This is a genomic window from Hamadaea sp. (genome assembly GCF_013362815.1).
In the GTDB taxonomy this organism is placed as follows: Bacteria; Actinomycetota; Actinomycetes; order Mycobacteriales; family Micromonosporaceae; genus Hamadaea.
The window spans coordinates 22,494-42,005 of the sequence record NZ_JABFVK010000061.1 but is presented as its reverse complement, the minus strand read 5'-3'; the positions used below and the strand labels follow the sequence as shown (position 1 = coordinate 42,005).

Sequence of the window (19,512 nt, the reverse complement as noted above, 5' to 3'; positions counted from 1 at the left end):
AGGAAAGCTCCGGGGGCATCGAGTCTTGAGGTGTCCCTAGTGGACGATCACTCCACGCTGGCGAGGGCGAGCGCCGCCTCCGGCGAGTCCTCCCCGGCCTTCTGCGGACCGGCGCCCCGCAGCGGGACCTCCTTGACGAACCAGGCCAGCACCGGCACCAGCACGGCGAACGCCAGCGCCCACCAGAACAGCCCCGACGTCGCGTACGCGATGGCGTGCTTGATGGCCTTGACCATCGGCTCGAGCTGCTCCGGCGGCAGGACCTTGGCGAGTTGGGCCATGCCCTCGGTGCCCAGGTTGCCACCGAACTGGTCGATCATGGCCGCGGCCTTGGGGCCTGCGGTCTCGGTCATGCTGTCACTGAGCCGGGAGTTGAACACGGCGCCGAAGATCGACACCCCGAACGAACCGCCGATCGACCGGACGAAGGTGGCGGTGGAGCTGGCCACGCCGAGGTCCTTCATCTCCACGCTGTTCTGCGCGATGAGCAGCGTGGTCTGCATGAGGAAGCCCATGCCGAGGCCGAGCAGCACCATGTAGACCGACGACTCGAACTTGCTCGTGTCGTCGGCGAGGCGAGTCAGCAGGAACATGGCCACGGCCATGATCGCGCCGCCGATGATCGGGAAGATCCGGTACTTGCCGGTGTTGGTGATGATCCGGCCGATCGCGAACGAGGTGACCAGCACGCCCATCATCATCGGCAGGAGCAGCAGGCCGCTGTTGGTCGCCGAGGCGCCCTGGACGGTCTGCTGGTAGAGCGGCAGGAAGGCGACCGCGCCGAAGAGCGCGAACCCGACCAGGAAGCCGATGCCGCTCACCACGCTGAAGTTGCGGTTCTTGAAGATGTGCAGCGGCAGGACCGGCTCCGGGTGACGACGCTCGACCAGCAGGAACAGGCCCAGCGTGACCAGCGCGAGCGCGCCGAGCCCGAAGATCTGCGCCGAGGCCCAGTCGTACTCCTTGCCGCCCCAGGTGGTGATGAGCACGATCGCGGTGATGCTGACGCCGAGGAGGCCGGCGCCCAGCCAGTCGATCTTGTGCTCGGTCTTGCGCACCGGCAGGTGCAGGAAGAACAGCAGCATGACGAAGCCGACCGCGCCGATCGGCAGGTTCATGTAGAAGATCCAGCGCCACGACGCGTGGTCGGTGATCAGGCCGCCGACCAGCGGGCCGGCGATCATCGCGATCGCCATGATGCCGCCCATGAGGCCCTGGTACTTGCCCCGCTCGCGAGGCGGGACGAGGTCGCCGATGAGGGCGAACGCGCCCACCATCAGACCACCCGCGCCGAGGCCCTGGAAGGCCCGGAACGCGATGAGCTGGGTCATCGGGTTGATCGCGTCGTTGAGCCAGCCGAACTCGCCGGCCGCGCCGGAGAGCATCGAGCCGATCATGAACAACACGACCGAGGTCAGGAAGACCTTCTTGCGCCCGTAGAGGTCGCCGAGCTTGCCCCAGATCGGGGTGGACACCGAGGTGCCCAGCACGTACGCGGTGACGACCCAGGAGAGCTTGGACAGGCCGCCGAGTTCGCCGACGATCTTCGGCATGGCGGTCCCGACGACCATGTTGTCGAGCATCGCCAGCATCATCGCCAGCATGATTCCCGGCAACACGAGCCGCAGATTCGGCTTCGCGATGGACGGTTCGGGGATGGTGGACACGAGCGATGCTCCCTTGATCAGCGTCTTGATCAGATCCAGCCAGGCTTACTTGCCGACCGGCTAGCAAACTTACTAGCCGTACGGTAAGTTGATTACTAGCCGCGCGTCAAGTGCAATGGAATTTCGGATCTCCGCAGGAGCAGAAGATGAGCGAACAGCAGGTCGAAGGGCGGGATACGCGATCGCGGATCCAAGCTGTTGCGCTGGAACTCTTCACCGAACAGGGCTACGACGCCACGTCCCTGCGGGAGATCGCGGAGCGGCTCGGTGTGACGAAGGCCGCACTCTATTACCACTTCAAGAGCAAGGAAGAGATCGTCGAGAGCTTCATGGGCGACCAGTCCGCCCGGATCGACAAGCTCATCGAGTGGACCGCCGATCAGCCGCGCACCCTGGAGGCGCGCAAGGACTTCCTGCGTCGGTACGCCGACAGCATGATGGAGGGCCAGCACCACAAGATCATGCGATTCTTCGAGCGCAATCAGGCCACGATGAAGGACCGCCGCCCGACGAAGGACTTCCGCGGGCGGATGCAGGCCATGATCGACTATCTGGTGGATGCCGACGCCACTCCAGGGCGGCGATTGCGCGCCTCGATGGCACTGTTCACGCTGCACGCCTGCTGGTTCGTCCTCGATCCGGACAAGATCAGCGACGAGGAGCGGATGAAGACCGCCCTGGAGATGGCGGACGAGCTGATCGAGGGCTGACCCCCGCGCGGGCCCTAGCCGATGATGGCGATCAGATCGCCTTCCTGCACGACGTCGCCCTCGTTCACGGCCAGCTTGGTCAGCGTGCCGTCGGACTCCGCCATCACCGGGATCTCCATCTTCATGGACTCGAGGATGACGAGGGTGTCACCGTCCGCGACCTGGTCGCCCTCGGCGGCCACGACCTTCCAGACGTTCGCCACCATCTCCGCACGGATCTCGTCGGCCATCGTGCCCCTCCCAGCAGCCGTCCGCCACATTGCGGACCCTGAGGGTCATCCAACCATGGCGCGGCCGTCGACCGCCGACACACCGTCGCAGTGCCATCGCCCGCCCGTCGCGGTGCTGTCGCGGCGGACGCGGTGCCGTCGCAGTCAGGAGACGACGCGGTCGTCCACGACGAGCTCGGCGAGCTTGGCGCGCAGCCGGCGCTTGAGATCCTCCGGCGCGTTCTCCGCCCCACAGCAGCGGGCCACGAGCGCCTTGACCTCGGTCTCGATCCCGTACTCCCGCAGGCACGGCGAGCACTCGTCGAGATGCTGCTTGATCAGGTCACGACGTTCGTCGGTGCACTCCAGATCGAGGTAGAGGTACACCTCGTCGAGCACGTCCTTACACTCGTCGCTCATGATGCCGTCACCTCGTCGTGATCGGCCGACGCGCCGATGATGCCGCGCTCGGCCGCATAGCTCTCCAGCATGCCGCGCAGGGCCCGGCGACCGCGGTGCAACCGCGACATGACCGTGCCGAGCGGGGTGCCCATGATGTCGGCGATCTCCTTGTAGGAGAAGCCCTCGACGTCGGCGAGGTAGACCGCCAGGCGGAAATCCTCGGGCAGGGCCTGGAGGGCCTGCTTGACGTCACTGTCGGGCAGCCGGTCGAGTGCCTCGGTCTCGGCCGACTTCAGCCCCGACGAGGTGTGCGACTCTGCTTCGGCCAACTGCCAGTCCGTGATCTCCTCGGTGGGAGCCTGCACGGGCTGCCGCTGCTTGCGACGGTACGAGTTGATGAAGGTGTTCGTCAGGATCCGGTACAGCCAGGCCTTGAGGTTGGTGCCCTCTTCGAACTGGTGGAACGCGGCGTACGCCTTGAGGTAGGTCTCCTGGACGAGGTCCTCCGCGTCGGCGGGGTTGCGGGTCATCCGCAGGGCGGCCGGGTACAGCTGGTCGAGGAACGGCATGGCGTCCCGCTCGAACCGTGCGCGCCGGTCTTCCGTCGACTCCGTGGTCACCCTGGCCTCGCCCTTCCGGGGCCGTGTGGTCACGGCCCGTCCCGCTGAGGATACGCGGGTGGCGGGCATGGGCGTCGCAACAACGGAGGCGGGCAGACGGGTCATGTCGTCCCCTGCCGTCTCCGCCGACCAGTCCGGGGACCCGATCAGGATCTTGATCTGGTCGTCAGGCCTCGTCTTCGTCGCAGTACGCACTGAATCACCCCTTCGCGGAGGAAACCTGGTCAGGTCCTCCGGCCGGGTCAACGCTCTGCGACCGCCGCGCATTCCATGCCGCGCCACCACCGCGGTGATGAAGGTCACGCGACCAGCGCCTCCAGCGCGGGTGCGGGCTCAGCGAAGCGCTGAAGCGGGATCAGCACCTGTGGTTCGCGGCGTTCCCGCAGCTCCGGCTTGCGCTCATGGATCTCCAGCGCCAGCTCGGTGACGGCGGGCACACCCCGGCGCCGGGTCGGGCCCGTTCGCTTCGGTGGGCGTACGCCCGAGGCTCGGGCCACTTCCGCGGCCCGGGCGACCGCCGCCGCCCAGCCCGGCGCGGGGATCGTTCCCCCGACGACCGGACTGGTCGCGTCCGCCTGCTCCGCGTACGGCTGCTCCTCGGGCTGCTCCGGGGTTCGCCAGGCGACCACCATGGCCCGGCGTTCCCGGGCGGTGGTGCCACCCCAGACGCCGTGGCAGTCGCCGGCCTCAAGAGCCCAGGCAAGACAAGCCCCCTGCACCGAACAGGTGCCGCACAGCGCAATGGCCGCGTCCGGCGGATCCGTCGGTGCCGGAAAGAACGTCTCCGGGTCGACCGATTGGCAGACCCCCCTGGTCCGCCAGGCAGTGTCGTTCTGCCGCTCGGTGGCGGCCCGCAACAGTCTCGGGTCGCGACGCGCGGCCGCGACTTCATGTGGGCGTGGAACACGCGCCCGGGTCAAATCCACCCACCTCCCCCGTGGGTCCGGTGCCTCACCGCGCTCTAAGCTGCACGGTGCAAACCATCCGGTGGCGGCTGGATGAACCGGCACCGGCGCTGTGTTCTATCGCACAAAGGCGTACGGAGACAAGAGTTCGTCTGGACATCGGCAAAAATTCCTGCCGACAATCCGCCGTCAAATGGCGTTAATCAGGCGCATTGTGTGTCGCTGCATCGATTACCCGGCGTCACCGGATCACGATGTCAGCCGATCAGAAAAGTAGACCGGCTTCGATGGGTTCGATCAGACCGGGACCGTCGTTGCGGACATCCCCCACTGCTGACCCCACTGCCCGGATCTCGATTGTGGACAGGTAGTCGTCGTCGGCCGGGGTGAGCAGGTCGTCACTCGGTGTAGCAGACAACCACTCCGACCACCGGTCCGGTGGGAGCAGCAGCGGCATGCGGTCGTGCACCTTGGCCAAGTCGCCGCGAGCGGGCAGGGTGATGACACTGAACGTCAGCAGATCGCCTTTGACGCTCCAGATGCCGCCCATCGTGAGGCCTTCTCCATTCATATTCATGTAGAACGCCTGCTTTCCGGTGGGCGACCGGGTCCATTCGTACCAGCCGTCGACCGGGACGAGGCAGCGGCGGCGCTCGAAGGATTGCGCGTAGGCCCGCGAGCTCGCGACGGTCTCGGCACGAGCGTTGATCATTCGGGAGCCGATGCGCGGATCGGTGGCCCACGGCGGAACCAGCCCCCAGCGCGCCACCGTCAGCACGCGCGCCTCCCGGCTCGCGGAGACCCGGACGATGGGCACCTTGTCGGTCGGTGCCACGTTGTAGTCCACCGTGACGCCGCCCTCGGTCTCGTCGAACGCCTCGAAGAGGCGGCTGAGATCGGCCGAGGAGCGCGTCGTCGCATAACGCCCGCACATGAAAATGAACCTACCCGCATGGTCCGACAGAGCCCTCGAACGGTAAGAATGAGCGGGTGACGAAGCGCGCCGTGCCGTGGACTGCACCGACCGCCATCGATCCGCTCAACGCCCGAGTCCGGTTACCCGGATCGAAGTCGATGACGACGCGCGCGCTCGTCCTGGCCGCGATCTCCACGGGGACGTCCACACTGGACAACCCGTTGCGCGCCCGGGACACCGAACTGATGGCCGCCGGACTGCGATCGATAGGGGTGAACATCTCGACCGTCGACGACGAGCGGTGGGTGGTCCGCCCGCGCCCGCTGACCGGGCCGGCGCACATCGACGTCGGGACGGCCGGATCGGTCATGCGCTTTCTGCCGCCGCTCGCCGGGCTGGCCAGCGGCGCGGTCACCTTCGACGGCACCGCCCGGGCCCGCCAGCGGCCGCTCGGCCCGCTGGTCGCCGCGCTCCGGGCGATCGGCGTACGCCTGGACGCCGGAGCCGCCGACGGACTGCCTCTCACGGTCTACGGCCAAGGCCGCGTACGCGGTGGCGACGTGAGCGTCGACGCCTCCCCGTCCAGCCAGCTGCTGACAGGACTCCTGCTGGCCGCGCCCGACTTCGACCGCGGCCTCACCCTGAAGCACACCGGACCGGCGCTGCCCCGTGCCCCGCACCTCCGGCTGACGGTGGAGATGCTGCGGGCCGCCGGAGCCGCGGTCGACGACGCGACACCGGACGCGTGGCGGGTCGAACCGGCCCGGCTCGCCGGCCGCAGCTGGCTGATCGAGCCCGACCTCGCCACGATCGCCCCGTTCCTGGCGGCCGCCCTCGTCGTGGGCGGTCGCGTCACCGTGCCGGGCTGGCCGCGGAGCACCCTGCAGGCCGGGCACCGGCTACGGGCGGTGCTGACCCGGATGGGCGGCTCGTTCCGGCTCACGGAGAAGGGCATGACCGTCCGCGGCGGGCCGCAGATCCGCGGGATCGACGTCGACCTGCGCGATCAGGCCGAGCTGAGCCCGGTCATCGCGGCGCTCGCCGCCCTAGCCGACGGTCCATCCACCCTGCGCGGGCTCGCCCATCTGCGTACGCAGGAGAACGACCAGGTCGCCGCGCTGGCCCGGGAGCTGTCCGCGCTCGGGGCCGGGGTCACCGAACACGAGGACGGGCTCACCGTCGAACCGCACCCACTGACCGGAACGGTCTTCGAGACCTACGACGATCATCGGATGGCGCACGCGGCGGCGCTCCTGGGCCTCAAGGTGCCGGGAGTCGTCCTGAGTGATGTGGCGTGTACAGCCAAGACGCTCCCGGATTTCCCGGCACTATGGAGTGCCATGGTGGGTGCTAGCTCTTGACGGCGAAACGGCGCGAGTACGACGAGGACGACGTCCGCATCCGGGCCACGCGTGGATCCCGACCCCGGACGCGTACGCGGCCCAAGCACGACGACGCGACCGAGGGCTTCGTCTTCGCGGTGGATCGCGGCCGGTACACGGTGGCGATGGCGGACGGCGCCGTCGTCACGGCGATGCGCGCCCGCGAACTGGGCCGCAAGTCCGTGGTCGTCGGTGATCAGGTGGCGATCGTCGGCGACGTCAGCGGCAGCGCCGGCGCGTTGGCCCGGATCGTGCGCGTCGCCGACCGAGTGAGTGTGCTCCGGCGTACGGCGGACGACGACGAGACGACCACCGAGGGCCGGATCGAACGAGTGGTCGTCGCCAACGCCGACCAGCTCGTCATCGTCAGCTCGCTGTCGGATCCCCCGCCCCGAACCGGCTTCATCGACCGGTGCCTCGTCGCGGCGTACGACGCCGACATCGAACCGATCCTGCTGCTCACCAAGTCGGACCTGGCGACGCCGCACGAGATCCTCGACTACTACGCCGCTCTGGACCTGCCGCACCTGCTGACCGGACCGGGCTCAGACCTCACCGCGGTACGCAAAGAGCTGGCCGGGCACGTCTCGGTCCTCGTCGGCCACTCCGGGGTCGGCAAGTCGACGCTGGTCAACCGGCTCATCCCCGGAACCGGGCGGGCTGTCGGGGAGGTGAGCGCCGTCGGCAAGGGACGGCATACCTCGACCAGCGCCGTGGCGCTGCGGTTGCCTCCCATCGGGAAGTCCCGCAAGGACCCGGGCTGGATCATCGACACCCCCGGCGTACGCAGCTTCGGGCTGGCCCTGGTCAGCGCCGACAGCGTGCTGCACGGCTTCCCCGACCTCGTGGAGGGAACGGTCGACTGCCCGCCGAACTGCGACCACATGGCGGGCGCGGAGTGCGCGCTGGACGCCTGGGTCGCCGCCGGGCATGCCGACGAACGGCGGCTGGCCTCGTTCCGGCGGCTGCTCGCCTCGCGTACCAGCTCCGACGTCTCCGATGCCGACAGTTAGCTAGATGTCGACATATCCCCCGGTACGCCAATAGAGCCCTTGCTCCCGGCCGAGCAGCCCGGCGTCGATCAGGTACCGCCGAATCGTCACGTAGTCGTCCCAGAACGCCCGCAGGATGGCGTTCACCTCGAGCTCGGTGTACTTCACGCCCGGCTCGAAGGCGTACGCGATCTGTTCCAGGACGAACCGGCGCTTGCCCATCCGGGCCGGCATGCTGACCAGACGGCCGTCCGGCCCGAAGAACGTGCGCAGCACGGCCTCCCGGCGCTTCTCCTCCTCGACCTGCTCCGTCATCTTTCCGAACCTACCCGGGGACGGTCGCGGAGTCGCGCAGGTTTCCGCGCGCTCCTTTGCGGCGTTGATCATGAGGTTCGGGGCGGCGACACACCGCCCAGCCGGACCTTAGGTTCATGATCAACGCCTGAAAGGGCAGGTCAGGGGAGCAGGAGGCCCAGGCCGAGGGCGTACGGGACTAGCAGCACGGCCCCCGCCAGCACGGCTCCCAGCCGAATCGACGGCGCCGACCGGAACGCCGGCGCCACCAGGACACCGCAGGTCAGGGCGACGGCGAGGCAGACCCGGGCCAGCAGCCACACCAACGGCTGGCCGAGGAACGCGGCGTGTACCGAGGTTCCGCCGGAGGCGACCACGAAGACGGCGTACGCCGTCCCCAGCAGCGTCGCGGCCAGCCCGGTCAGCACCAGCAGTCGAGCCGGTACGGCACCGGCCGGACGGTCACGTCGGCCACGGATTCGCCGGACGACTGCCGTCACCGGCCAGCTGAGCAGCACCAGGAGCAGCAGGACGAACAGGCCGTAGCCCACGATGCCGATCGGCTCGATCGCCGTCGAGGTGGTCCGCTGAGTCGGCGGTGCGTCCGTTGTGGACGGGAAGCCGGCCGCGATCCACGAGGTCATCAGGTCGGCGTACCCGGGACTGAGCTCGCCCATCACGAAACCGCCGACGGTGGGACCGCCGACCCGGTCGAAGCCGTTTGTCGTCACGCGCGCAGCGTGGCTGCTGCCGGACAGGATGCGGATGCTGACGCTCGGGCTGACGATCAGCTCCCGCCGGAAGATCTCCGCGCTCTCGGCCGGCGGCACCAGCAGATCCCGCTCGCCCCAGATGGCCAGCACCGGCTGCCGGATCTGCCGCAGCACCTCGACCGGGTCGTGCTTGGCCTCCGGGAACTGGTCCAGGCTCACGGCCAGACCCATGCCCGAGGCGATCAGCTCACCGGCGGTGCCGTCCGCGACGCCATTGCCGGCCAGCCGGTTGTTCAGATTCCACGCCTGGGTACGCGCAGGGCTCAGTCCGGATCCGCCGATGGTGATGAGGAAGGCGACGTCGCGGGAGCGTGACGCCGCCAACGGGGCGACCCAGCCGCCCTCGCTGAGCCCCCACAGGCCCACCTTGCCGGGATCGACGTCGGGCAGGCCGCGGATCAGCGCCACCCCGGCGAGGGCGTCGTTCGCGAGGTCGCCGTAGTCGCGATGGCTGCGGTTGTAGTCCGGCCGCTTGTCGTAGATGAGGGTGACGATTCCAGCTCGGGCGAAGACCTCCGCCTCCTGCGCCAGCTGCTGCCGGACGGCGTTGCCCGAACCGTGGACGAGTACGATGCCCGGTCGCTTCACCGAGCCACCCGAAGCGGAGGCGGCCTGGCCAGCGGCGAGGCGTACGACGGAACCGTGCAGGACGGTGTCGCCGTTCGAGAAGGACACCTCGGTCGCGGTCAGACCGGCCGGGGCGGAATAGGGCGGGATCGGACCCGCCGGTCCGGCGTACGCGCCGATGCCGGGAACCAGCACGGCGACTCCAGCGGCGGTCACAGCCGCGAGGATGGGAAGGAGCTTTCGCATGGACAGCAGCCTTCCGAGAACGCACTCCCGGAACATCGCCGACGAGAGGGAGGGACCTACTCCCCCGCAGTGATGAGACCCGACTCGTACGCCGCGATGACCGCCTGCACCCGGTCGCGCAACCCGAGTTTGCTCAACACGTTGCTGACATGCGTCTTCACCGTGTGCTCGCTGACGAACATGGCAGCGGCGATCTCCGCATTGGACAGTCCCCGTCCCAAGTGGACGAGCGTCTCCCGTTCCCGGTCGGTCAACCGGTCCACGAGGCCGGGAACGGGGCGGCTGACCCCACGGCGGAGGACATCGTCGATGAGCGTACGCGTGACGCCCGGAGCCAACAGGGACTGACCTGCGACGACGACGCGGACGGCGTGGACCAGGTCGTCCCGGCGTACGTCCTTGAGCAGGAACCCGCTCGCCCCGGCCCGCAAAGCGTCGAAGACGTAGTCGTCGGAGCCGAACGTCGTAAGCATGATCACCCGAGTCGCCGACGTAGCGCAGATCCGCCGGGCCGCCTCGATGCCGTCCAGCAACGGCATCCGGATGTCCAGCAGCGCAACGTCCGGCGCATGCTCGGCGACCGCCTGCACCGCCGCAGCGCCGTCGGGCACTTCTGCGACGACGTCCATGTCGGGCTGCGCCGACAGGATCATTGCGAACCCGGCCCGGACCAACTCCTGGTCGTCCGCGATCAGAACACGAATCACGAGAACACCGCCGCCACTCGGAAGCCCTTTCCCTGGTCGCCCGCGCCGACGCTGATCCGCCCGCCGACCGCGCCGACGCGTTCCCGTAGCCCGGTCAGTCCATGCCCGCCGGCCGTCGTGCCTGCTCCGCGCCCGTCGTCGGAGACGCTCACCCGCAGGCCGGCGGTCCAGTCCACGAGGACCTCCGCCGATGTCGCACCCGCGTGCTTCACTACGTTGGTCAGGGCCTCCTGGACCACTCGGTAGGCCGCCACCTGCACCTCGGCCGGCGTCGGCCGCGGTCGTCCCCGTTCGGTCAACCGGACCGACAGACCGGTGCGCTGCGTTGTGCGTACAAGCTGATGAAGGTCTGCAAGCTGCGGTTGCGACTCGCGGAGCTCGCCCACCGCGGCCCGTAATTGGCCCATGGCCTCGCGCCCGCTCGCGGAGATCGCGTCGAACGCGGCCTCCGCACGCCCCGGATCGGTCCGCGCGACCGCCGCGCCACCCTCGGCCTGGACGATCATCACGGCCAGCGAGTGGCCCAGGATGTCGTGGAGGTCGCGGGCTATCCGGTTCCGCTCGGCCTGCGCGGCCATTTCCTTCCTGGTACGCCCAAGGGCGCCGATCGCGTAGGCGGCCGACCAGGTGGCGAGCTCGCGAACGGCCGTGTTGACCGAACCGATGACGCTGAGGGCGCCGACCGCCGTCCCGATGACGCACAGGATTCGCTCGATGCGTCCCGCCTGATGGGCGACCGTGTAGAAGATCACCAACGGGCCGTACCAGATGGGCTGCGACGGTCCGGCGTCGACGGCGGCATAGGCGGCGATGCCGACGGCCGCGACCGCAAGGCTGGCGCCGGGCTGCCAGCGCCTGGTCAGGGTCGGTAGCGACGTGAGCAGAACCGGCCAGTAGACCCATATCGTGTCCGGCGGCTGCTGGGTGAACAGGTATGGCGCGGATTGGGCGAGCAGCACGACGACGGTCAGCCCGACGTCTGTGAGCCACCGCTGTCGCATAGCCAGCGAGACTAGAGCACCGTTGGCGACCGTGATCCGATAGGTTCTGCGCATGGCCCGGTACGCCGACGATCTCGCCCTCGCCCACGTGTTGGCTGATACAGCCGATTCGCTGGCAATGTCCCGATTCCGGGCTCTCGACCTGCACGTGACGAGCAAGCCGGACCTGACCCCCGTCAGCGACGCCGACACGGCGGTCGAGAAAGCGCTGCGAGCGACCCTCGCGCGTACCCGGCCACGCGACGGCGTCCTCGGCGAGGAGTACGGCTCGACCGGGGCGACCGGCGCTCGGCAGTGGGTCATCGACCCGATCGACGGCACCAAGAACTACATCCGGGGCGTACCGATCTGGGCGACGCTGATCTCGCTCATGGAGGGCGACGAGCCGGTCGTCGGCCTGGTCAGCGCGCCCGCCCTGGGCCGGCGCTGGTGGGCCGCCCGGGGGCTGGGCGCGTTCGCCGGTCGCCACCAGGCCGCGGCCTCGGCGATCAAGGTGTCCGGAGTCAGCCGGCTCGCCGACGCGAGCTTCTGCTACTCCTCGCTCGAATCGTGGGAGCAGACCGGACGGCTGGCCTCGATGCTCGACCTCATGCGCAAGTGCTGGCGGTCCCGGGCGTACGGCGACTTCTACGGCTACATGCTGCTGGCTGAGGGCGCGCTGGACATCATGGTCGAACCTGAGCTCTCGCTGTGGGACATCGCCGCGCTGATCCCCATCGTGACCGAGGCCGGCGGGACGTTCACCGACCTGACCGGCCGTCCCGGGCCGGGCGGCGGCAGCGCGATCGCGACGAACGGCAAACTTCACACCGACGTCCTCGGCAAGCTGACCCCCGGCGGCCTGCGCGCGCTGTGACCGTCCTGTCACCCTCGTGAGCTGGGTCTCCAGGATTCGGCTCATCCTCCAGGCGCAGTGGGGCGGAGTCGACCCTTAGGGGTTTACCATCGCTGGGTGATGTCCTCAGGGTGGTGGTTCCTCGCGGCGATGATCGTCGCGTACGGCGTGGCCAACCTGCTCCAATCGATCGCCGCCTCGCGGACGAAGATGCATCACACGCTCGACCCCGGCCTGCTCGTCCGGCTCCTCGGGCACCGGATCTACCTCTACGGCATCGGCTGCCAAGTCCTCGGCTTCTTCCTCGCCCTCGTCGCCCGGCGCGATCTGCCGCTGTTCCTCGTGCAGGCGAGCGTCGCCGCCGGCCTCGGCGTGACCGCCGTGCTCGGTGTGGTCGTACTGAAATGGCAGCTCCCGCGAAGCGAGATCCTGCTGCTGGCCGCGCTCGTGCTCGGCATCGGTGGCCTGGTCCTGGCGGCCGAGCCGGCGCCCTCCCGGCCCCTCGGGCTGCTCGGCAAGATCAGTCTCGTCCTGGCTCTCTTGATCATCGCAGGCGCGGGCTTCTTCGCCGTACGCATCAAGGGCGCGCCGGGCAGCGTCGCCCTCGGCGCCCTCTCCGGCCTCGGCTTCGCCTGCGCCGCCGTCGCGGCCCGGCCGCTCGCGTCCTCGCACTCGGTCTTCGAGTTCGTCAGCAGCCCGCTGCTCTACCTCGTCATCGCCCACTCACTGAGCGCGCAGCTGCTCCTCGGCCTGGCGATGCAGCGCGGCTCCACCAACGCCGCCGTCGCCGCCATGGACGCCGCCGGGGCGGTCCCCGCCGCCGTGGTCGGCCTGCTCCTGCTCGGCGACCGCATCCGGCCCGGCCTCACGTGGCTGGCCGCCCTCGGCTTCCTCGTCACCCTCGGCTCCGTGATCGCCCTCACCCGGTACGCCGAGCCGCAGGCCGAGTCGTCCGCTCCCGTTGACGTCCCTGCGCCTTCGGACGTCGTGCCGCATCGGCCGGCTCCTGCTCGGCCTGTTCGGCCGGTGGTGAACGGGCATACGCCGCTCATGGATCTGCCCACTCGGGAATATCCGGCTTTGTCGGAATCGTCCGGCCGCTAGTCCACCTCGCCGAGTTGATCTAGGCGAGAAACGGTTGCCCTGGCCGCCATTTCTCGCCTAGATCAACTAACGCCATCCGGCGGCCCGCAACGCGGCGGTGATTTGGCGTACCACCTCATCCGGATTTGTCAGGATGAGGAACGCGGGAATCCGAACGACCCGATCACCGTCGATCCAGAGATCGTTCTGCCGGAGCATGTCCGATGCCCAGGCCCGAACGTCCATGTGCTGTGCACCGTCGATCTCGACATGCACCTGGAACTCCGCGAAGTACGCGTCCAGGTAGCGCGTACGGCCGCTCGCGTCGCGTCGCTTCACCTGGAGCTGCGGCTCGGGTAGCCGATGCCGTCGGCACAGCTCGAGGAACCCGATCTCGGCCGGGCTCGTCGCGCCCAGCTCGGCCAGATCCAGCGTCGCGACGATCAGCGCGTGCCGGCGGCAGTGCGGAAAGCGGGCGGCGACTGCGCGTACCTCAGCGGGGAGGACGAGTCGTTGCTGGCATCCGGCGGCCAGGATCGACACGGCGTCCTCGTCGCTCAGCGCCCACACCGCCGCGTCTAGCAGCGACCGGGCCATGCTCGTCCGGGGCGGCCGGCCGACCTGGCGATCTTCGATCGGCAGCCGTGTGGTGCGGTGGACCTTCACCGCCGGCATCTCCAGCGGGAGCCGCTTCAGGAGGCGAGGCACGCTGCTGGTCCCAGGCCGCAGAACGTCCACGATCTGGCGTCGCCGCCATGAGCCGCGCAACCCGCCCGCGCGGGCAGCAGCCATACCCGCGAGGTACGCCTCCGGCCCGGCCGCCAAGACCGCAGCCCACCAGACGGCCTCCTCAGCCAGCAGATCACGATGACTCACCAGTACGCCGTGGCACAGCCGACGCCATTGCTTCGCGTCCAGCAGGTGGCGCAGATGCGCGCGCGTCATGAGGCGGCTCGCTTGAGCGGTCGTGATCACGCCGCATTGGTCGAAAAGTAGCCAATCGAGCGACCCAGCCTGCTCATCCGGAATCCGCACCGCGTCAGCGTCCTCCGCAAGCCGCTTGATCGGGAGGGGCTGTGGATGACGCGAGTCGATCTAGGCGAGAAATGGCGGTCAGGGCAGCCCTTTCTCGCCTAGATCCACTCTCCAAGGTCAACTGTTCAAGGTCAACTGTTCAAGGTCGACGACGTCCAGCGTCGGGAGATAGGTGACGCCCTCGCGAGCCCCCGCCGCCAGCGGAGCAAGGGTGTCGAGCCAAGGCGAGAAGTCCCGTTCGACGACCGAAGCGCCGATGAGGTCGGCCAGCGAATCAGGCGTCATCCGAAGATGCTCGTCGACCAACCCGGTCCCAGCAGTGATCACGAGCTGACCTGAGTAGGACCGCAGCCACTCGTGCGCCGAAGCGGACATCAGGTACAACGCCGGCACGACGAGCAGCCGATAACCCCCCAAAGGAGCGCCGACGGGGATGACGTCGACGGGACCGCGAGCAGCTAGCGAAGCATGCCAGGACTGCACGAGCGAGGTGTAGTCGACGCGGGTGGGCAGGTGAGGGCTCTGCCAGGCCCACATGCTCTCCTCGTCGTAGACCACCGCCACGTCCGCGGAAACGTCGGCGGGCGAGCGTGAGGCCAGCGAAGCGCCGAGGGAGCAAGCCTCGGCGAAGACCGGGGAGGAGAAGCCGACCAGGGCCGGATGCCACTGCTCGGCCCCACCCCGGGAGGCCCGCCATTGGAAGTACATGATCCCGACGGCTCCCCGGTCGAGATACACCGAAGCCACGGAGGACAGCGACTCGGTGGAGCGCCGCAAGCCGGAAGAAGTGTGCGAGTAGCCCGGCGCGTGCTCCATGAGAAGCCACCGTCCGGCGGGATGGCCGGCGGCGAGCGCCCAGCCCCGGGCCTTGTCGGCGGAGAAGGCTCGACCGGCGAGGTCCGGCGGGTAGTCGTCGATCGCCACCAAGTCCACGAAGGACGACCAACGGGCGTGGTCGACCGGCACCCAGTCGCCGAGGACGAAGTTCGTGGTGACCGGAGCTCCCGCCAACACAGCCTTCTGCTCCAGGAAATGGCGGAGGAAGGAGTCGGACATGAACCGGCGATAGTCCAGTTCCTGCGCCGGGTTCCGGAGGTACTGCGTGGCGCGGGGTGGGACGATCTCGTCCCATTCGGCGTACCGCTGCGACCAGAAGTCGGTGCTCCACGCGTCGTTCAGGACATCCACAGTGGAATAACGCGTACGCAGCCAAGCCCGGAACTCCAGCGCGCAGTGCGAGCAGAAGCACCAGGTGCCGTACTCGTTGTGCACGTGCCAGAGGCGGAGCGCCGGATGCGTGCCGTAGCGGGCGGCCAGCTCCGACGCGATACGCACACTGGCCGCCCGGTACGCCGGAGCATTGACGCAATAGGTGTCCCGCGACCCGTGCGTGAGGCGTACGCCTTCCCGCGTGACGGGCATCGAATCCGGGTAACGGCGGGTGAACCAGGGCGGGGGTGAGGCGGTCGGGGTGGCCAGGCACACCCCGATCCCCGCCTCGTGCAGCCCGTCCAGGACCTCGTCCAGCCAACCGAAGTCGAAGGTGTCCGGCGTGGGTTGCAGGCGTGACCACGAGAACACCCCGACCGTGACGAGGTTGACCGACGCTTCCCGCATCAACGAGAAGTCAGAAGCCCATACCGAAGCGGGCCACTGCTCCGGGTTGTAATCACCCCCGAAGTACACGGGAGCCCAGCCAGGTAGCGTGCTCGACGGACTGGTCGTAGCTGCCGCCCTCGTGCCCGTTGAACCGGTAGACCCGGATGTCCTTGTCGGCCGAGTTCCACGCGTTGTAGGCGGCGTACACCGTCGACGGCGGGCAGATCTGGTCCATCAGCGCGGTGGAGAACAACGCCGGAGCGGTGGCCCGCCGGGCGAGGTTCACTCCGTCGAAGTAGGACAGTGTCCGGTAGACCTGTTCCTCGTTCCGGCGGTGCACCGTGAGATAGCGCGCGATCTCGGCGTACGGGTCGGCGTCGGTGAGCCCGATCGCCCGCTCGAAGTGGCATAGGAACGGCACGTCCGGCAACGCGCCCACCAGGCCACCGACGAGTCCCGCCGCCGCGATCGTGATGCCGCCGCCCTGGCTGCCCCCACCGACGGCCACCCGGGTGCCGTCGACACCGGGAGCCACCCGAGCGGTTTCGATCGCGCGTACGGCGTCGGTGTAGACCCGGCGGTAGTAGTACTCCGCCGGGTCGGTGATACCGCGAGTCATGAAGCCGGCGTGCTGCGGCCCCGAGCCCACCGGATCCGGCGTATGCCCGATCAGCCAGCCGCTGCCCTGCCCCCGGGTGTCCATCATCAGATGGGCGTACCCGTAGTTCGGCCAGCCGATCTGCTGTTGCGGGATGCCGCGTCCGCCGTTGTACCCCTGGTACTGCACGACGATCGGGAACGGCCCGTCGCCGAAGCGAGGCACGGTCAGCCACGCCTTGATCGGGTGGCCGCCCCAGCCCCGGAAGGTCACGTCGTACGAGGTGACCATGGTCAGCCCGGTCTCGACCTGCTCGAACACCGGATCCAGGTCGAAGGCGCGCGCTTCCTTCAAGGTCGCCGCCCAGAACTCGTCGAAGTCGGCGGGCTCGGCGACGTCGGGACGGTAGTCCCGCAAGGATTCGAGAGACAGGTCGAAGAAGGCCACTAGATGCGCTCCAGGGTGAGGTCCCGGGCCTCGGCGTACCGGGCCCGGACGGAGGGGTCGGGATCGGCCTCGAACACTTCGACGCCGGAGTCGGTCCAGGTTGGACGCTGCCCGGTCAGGGCCCACGCCGCCTGTCGCGCCGCACCGTCGGCAACATATTCGCCGGCTGAGGGCACCGCTACCGGCCGACCGAAGACGGCCGGTGCGATTTCGCGTACCGCCTGATTGCGAGCGGCACCGCCGATGAGCAGGACGCGCCGCACGGCCAGACCTTGCGCCGCGAGGGCGTCGAGACCGTCGGCGAGCCCGCAGAGCAAGCCCTCCACCGCGGCCCGCGCGATATGCGCGGACGTGGATGTGCCCAGGGTGAGGCCGTGCAGCGAGCCGGTCGCATCTGGACGGTTGGGGGTGCGCTCGCCCTCCAGATACGGCACGAGCACGAGCCCGTCAGACGACGTCGACAGCGCGAGCGAAGCCAGTTGGGCGTGGGAAACGCCCAGCAAGGAGGCGGTCGCGTCGAGCACCCGCGCGGCGTTGAGCGTGCACACCAGCGGTAGGTAGTGACCGGTCGCGTCGGCGAAACCGGCCACGATGCCCGATTCGTCACTAGCGGCCACAGTGGACACTCCGAATACCGTGCCCGACGTGCCGATCGACACCACCACGTCGCCCGGCTGCGCGTCCAGGCCCAGCGCGGCCCCGGCATTGTCGCCCGCGCCCGCACCGAAACGGCCTACCCGGTCCGTGGGCCCCAGGACCCGCGGGACGATCACGCTCCGTCCGAAGCCGTGTTCCAGCAGTTCCATCTGGTACGCGTTGAGCCGGGGTGACCAGTACCCGGTGCCCGAGGCGTCGGACCGGTCGGTGACCAGGTCGGCGAGATCCGTGGAACCGGAGAGTTTCCAGGTCAGCCAGTCGTGCGGCAGGCACACGGCGGCCACCCGGGCCGCGTTCTCGGGCTCGTGCGTGGCCAGCCACCGCAGCTTGGTGATGGTGAACGAGGCGACCGGCACCGAGCCGGTCGCCTCCGCCCACGCCTTGGCCCCCAGCTCGGAGACCAGGTCCGTCGCGGCCGCAGCCGAGCGGGTGTCGTTCCACAGCAACGCCGGGCGGACCACCTCGCCGGAGTCGTCGAGGCAGACCATGCCGTGCTGTTGCCCGGCGATGCTGACCGCGTCGACGTCGTCGAGGCCGCCGGCCTGGCCGATCGCGCCGTGCAGCGCGTCGAGCCAGGCCGACGGGTGGACCTCCGTGCCGTCCGGGTGAGCCGCGCGGCCCTCCCGGACGAGCACACCGGTGTCGGCGTCGCGGACGACCACCTTGACCGACTGCGTCGACGAGTCGACGCCGGCGACCAACGTCATCGGGCGCCCAGTACGTGTTCGACCATCAGCTGGGTGAGCTGCACGAAGTTCGCACCCCGGGCGCCGGCCGCAACCGGATCGAAGTCCGCGTCGCCGGCCATGAGGTCGGCGACCGTCTCCCCTGCGCCCAGCGTCGGCGTGTTCAGCTCGTTCACCCGCGCGTTCGCGAGGGCTTCCTGCACCGCCGGGTCGGCCCGGAATGCTGCGGCCCGGTCGCGCAGCAGCGTGTAGGTCTTCATGTTGGCCGCAGCGCTCGCCCACACGCCCTCGACGTCCTCCGTACGCGCGGGCTTGTAGTCGAAGTGCCGCGGACCGTCCCACGCCGGAGCGCCGTCGGGGCCGCCGAACTCGAGCAGATCCACGAGCGAGAAGGCGTTGAGCAGGTCGCCGTGGCCGAAGATCAGGTCCTGGTCGTACTTGATCCCGCGCTGGCCGTTGAGGTCGATGTGGTACAGCTTGCCGTGCCACAGGGCCTGGGCGATGCCGTGCGTGAAGTTGAGCCCGGCCATCTGCTCGTGCCCGGTCTCGGGGTTGACGCCCACCCGCTCGGGGTGCTCCAGGTCGTTGATGAACGCCAGCGCGTGCCCGAGCGTCGGCAGCAGGATGTCACCTCGCGGCTCGTTCGGCTTGGGCTCGATGGCGAACCGGATGTCGTAGCCCTGCTCGATCACGTACGAGGTGAGCAGGTCCATGCCCTCCTTGTAGCGGTCGAGGGCGGCCCGGATGTCCTTGGCGGCATCCGACTCCGCGCCTTCCCGGCCGCCCCACAGGACATAGGTACGCGCGCCGAGCGAGGCCGCGAGGTCGACGTTGCGGATCACCTTGCGCAGCGCGAAACGGCGTACCGACCGGTCGTTGGCGGTCAGGCCGCCTTCCTTGAACACCGGATGGGTGAACAGGTTGGTGGTCGCGTGCGAGACGAACATGCCCGTCTCGGCGAGGGCCTTCCGCAGCCGCTCGATGTGCCGCTCACGCTCGGCGGTGGAGCTGCCGAACGGGATCACGTCGTCGTCGTGGAAGCTGACCCCGGCCGCGCCGAGCTCGGCCAGCTTGTGGATGCTCTCGATCGGGTCGAGATCAGGCCGGGTGGCGTCGCCGAACGGGTCGCGGGCCGGCCAGCCGACGGTCCAAAGGCCGAAGGTGAACTGGATCTGGGACAT

At 69.1% G+C, this 19,512-nt stretch carries 19 protein-coding genes and 1 pseudogene; 5 read left to right on the top strand and 15 right to left on the bottom strand.

Going from position 1 to position 19,512, the window contains the following annotated elements; genetic code table 11:
- Positions 1-47 precede the first annotated feature (47 nt).
- Positions 48-1,604, bottom strand: a complete 1,557-nt coding sequence (locus HOV77_RS26010) for an MDR family MFS transporter (protein ID WP_290866137.1) — start codon at positions 1,602-1,604, stop codon at positions 48-50.
- Between the two features lie 209 nt (positions 1,605-1,813).
- Here HOV77_RS26010 and HOV77_RS26005 point away from each other — a divergent pair, with 209 nt between their 5' ends.
- Positions 1,814-2,377 carry a TetR/AcrR family transcriptional regulator gene (locus HOV77_RS26005; protein ID WP_290866067.1) on the top strand — a complete coding sequence of 188 codons (564 nt, stop codon included), beginning with the start codon at positions 1,814-1,816 and terminating at the stop codon, positions 2,375-2,377.
- Between the two features lie 14 nt (positions 2,378-2,391).
- Here the strand turns inward: HOV77_RS26005 and HOV77_RS26000 are convergent, their stop codons facing one another.
- The 5 genes and pseudogenes from HOV77_RS26000 to HOV77_RS25980 form a co-directional block, all read right to left on the bottom strand.
- A complete protein-coding gene (locus HOV77_RS26000) occupies positions 2,392-2,607 on the bottom strand; it encodes a biotin/lipoyl-binding carrier protein (protein WP_290866065.1) in 216 nt (71 codons plus the stop codon).
- 144 nt (positions 2,608-2,751) lie between these two features.
- Positions 2,752-3,006 (bottom strand): mycothiol system anti-sigma-R factor, encoded by a 255-nt coding sequence (rsrA, locus tag HOV77_RS25995; RefSeq protein ID WP_290866063.1) that lies wholly within the window; start codon positions 3,004-3,006, stop codon positions 2,752-2,754.
- On the bottom strand, positions 3,003-3,803 hold the full coding sequence (locus HOV77_RS25990) for a sigma-70 family RNA polymerase sigma factor (protein WP_290866061.1): 801 nt from the start codon (positions 3,801-3,803) through the stop codon (positions 3,003-3,005). The genes rsrA and HOV77_RS25990 overlap by 4 nt, the downstream gene beginning before the upstream one ends.
- Before the next feature lie 392 nt (positions 3,804-4,195).
- Positions 4,196-4,528: pseudogene (locus tag HOV77_RS25985) on the bottom strand (WhiB family transcriptional regulator); the annotation flags it as partial.
- Between the two features lie 250 nt (positions 4,529-4,778).
- Positions 4,779-5,447: an SOS response-associated peptidase gene (locus HOV77_RS25980; RefSeq protein WP_290866059.1), complete on the bottom strand. Its 669-nt coding sequence runs from the start codon at positions 5,445-5,447 to the stop codon at positions 4,779-4,781.
- A gap of 56 nt (positions 5,448-5,503) precedes the next feature.
- Between HOV77_RS25980 and aroA the strand changes: the two genes are divergently transcribed.
- Both aroA and rsgA read left to right on the top strand, forming a co-directional pair.
- A complete protein-coding gene (gene aroA, locus HOV77_RS25975; protein ID WP_290866057.1) occupies positions 5,504-6,790 on the top strand; it encodes a 3-phosphoshikimate 1-carboxyvinyltransferase in 1,287 nt (428 codons plus the stop codon).
- A complete protein-coding gene (rsgA, locus tag HOV77_RS25970; protein ID WP_290866055.1) occupies positions 6,787-7,824 on the top strand; it encodes a ribosome small subunit-dependent GTPase A in 1,038 nt (345 codons plus the stop codon). Before aroA ends, rsgA begins: the two co-directional genes overlap by 4 nt.
- Here rsgA and HOV77_RS25965 read toward each other — a convergent pair whose 3' ends face one another.
- From HOV77_RS25965 to HOV77_RS25950, 4 genes are all read right to left on the bottom strand, one after another.
- On the bottom strand, positions 7,825-8,118 hold the full coding sequence (locus HOV77_RS25965) for a DUF2087 domain-containing protein (protein ID WP_290866052.1): 294 nt from the start codon (positions 8,116-8,118) through the stop codon (positions 7,825-7,827). It abuts the gene before it with no gap.
- A gap of 140 nt (positions 8,119-8,258) precedes the next feature.
- Positions 8,259-9,683, bottom strand: coding sequence for a hypothetical protein (locus HOV77_RS25960; protein ID WP_290866050.1), 1,425 nt, complete (start codon positions 9,681-9,683; stop codon positions 8,259-8,261).
- A 56-nt stretch (positions 9,684-9,739) separates the two neighbouring features.
- Positions 9,740-10,390, bottom strand: a complete 651-nt coding sequence (locus HOV77_RS25955) for a response regulator transcription factor (RefSeq protein ID WP_290866048.1) — start codon at positions 10,388-10,390, stop codon at positions 9,740-9,742.
- Entirely contained in the window at positions 10,387-11,391 is a 1,005-nt protein-coding gene (locus HOV77_RS25950; protein WP_290866046.1) for a histidine kinase, read from the bottom strand. The genes HOV77_RS25955 and HOV77_RS25950 overlap by 4 nt, the downstream gene beginning before the upstream one ends.
- A 52-nt stretch (positions 11,392-11,443) precedes the next feature.
- On the opposite strand from HOV77_RS25950, the gene hisN reads away from it, so the two are divergent.
- Together hisN and HOV77_RS25940 are read left to right on the top strand one after the other, a co-directional pair.
- The gene (gene hisN, locus HOV77_RS25945) at positions 11,444-12,247 is read left to right on the top strand and encodes a histidinol-phosphatase (protein WP_290866044.1); all 804 of its coding nucleotides are present in this window, start codon (positions 11,444-11,446) and stop codon (positions 12,245-12,247) included.
- A gap of 129 nt (positions 12,248-12,376) precedes the next feature.
- Positions 12,377-13,330 carry a hypothetical protein gene (locus HOV77_RS25940; protein ID WP_290866135.1) on the top strand — a complete coding sequence of 318 codons (954 nt, stop codon included), beginning with the start codon at positions 12,377-12,379 and terminating at the stop codon, positions 13,328-13,330.
- A 66-nt stretch (positions 13,331-13,396) separates the two neighbouring features.
- Here HOV77_RS25940 and HOV77_RS25935 read toward each other — a convergent pair whose 3' ends face one another.
- The 5 genes from HOV77_RS25935 to xylA form a co-directional block, all read right to left on the bottom strand.
- Positions 13,397-14,254, bottom strand: a complete 858-nt coding sequence (locus HOV77_RS25935) for a DUF559 domain-containing protein (RefSeq protein WP_290866042.1) — start codon at positions 14,252-14,254, stop codon at positions 13,397-13,399.
- 207 nt (positions 14,255-14,461) lie between these two features.
- Positions 14,462-16,030, bottom strand: coding sequence for a beta-galactosidase (locus HOV77_RS25930; RefSeq protein ID WP_290866040.1), 1,569 nt, complete (start codon positions 16,028-16,030; stop codon positions 14,462-14,464).
- Positions 16,014-16,988 (bottom strand): acetylxylan esterase, encoded by a 975-nt coding sequence (locus tag HOV77_RS25925; protein WP_290866038.1) that lies wholly within the window; start codon positions 16,986-16,988, stop codon positions 16,014-16,016. Before HOV77_RS25925 ends, HOV77_RS25930 begins: the two co-directional genes overlap by 17 nt.
- Positions 16,988-18,352 (bottom strand): xylulokinase, encoded by a 1,365-nt coding sequence (gene xylB / locus HOV77_RS25920; RefSeq protein WP_290866036.1) that lies wholly within the window; start codon positions 18,350-18,352, stop codon positions 16,988-16,990. Before xylB ends, HOV77_RS25925 begins: the two co-directional genes overlap by 1 nt.
- Positions 18,349-19,512 (bottom strand): xylose isomerase, encoded by a 1,164-nt coding sequence (gene xylA / locus HOV77_RS25915; protein WP_290866034.1) that lies wholly within the window; start codon positions 19,510-19,512, stop codon positions 18,349-18,351. The genes xylB and xylA overlap by 4 nt, the downstream gene beginning before the upstream one ends.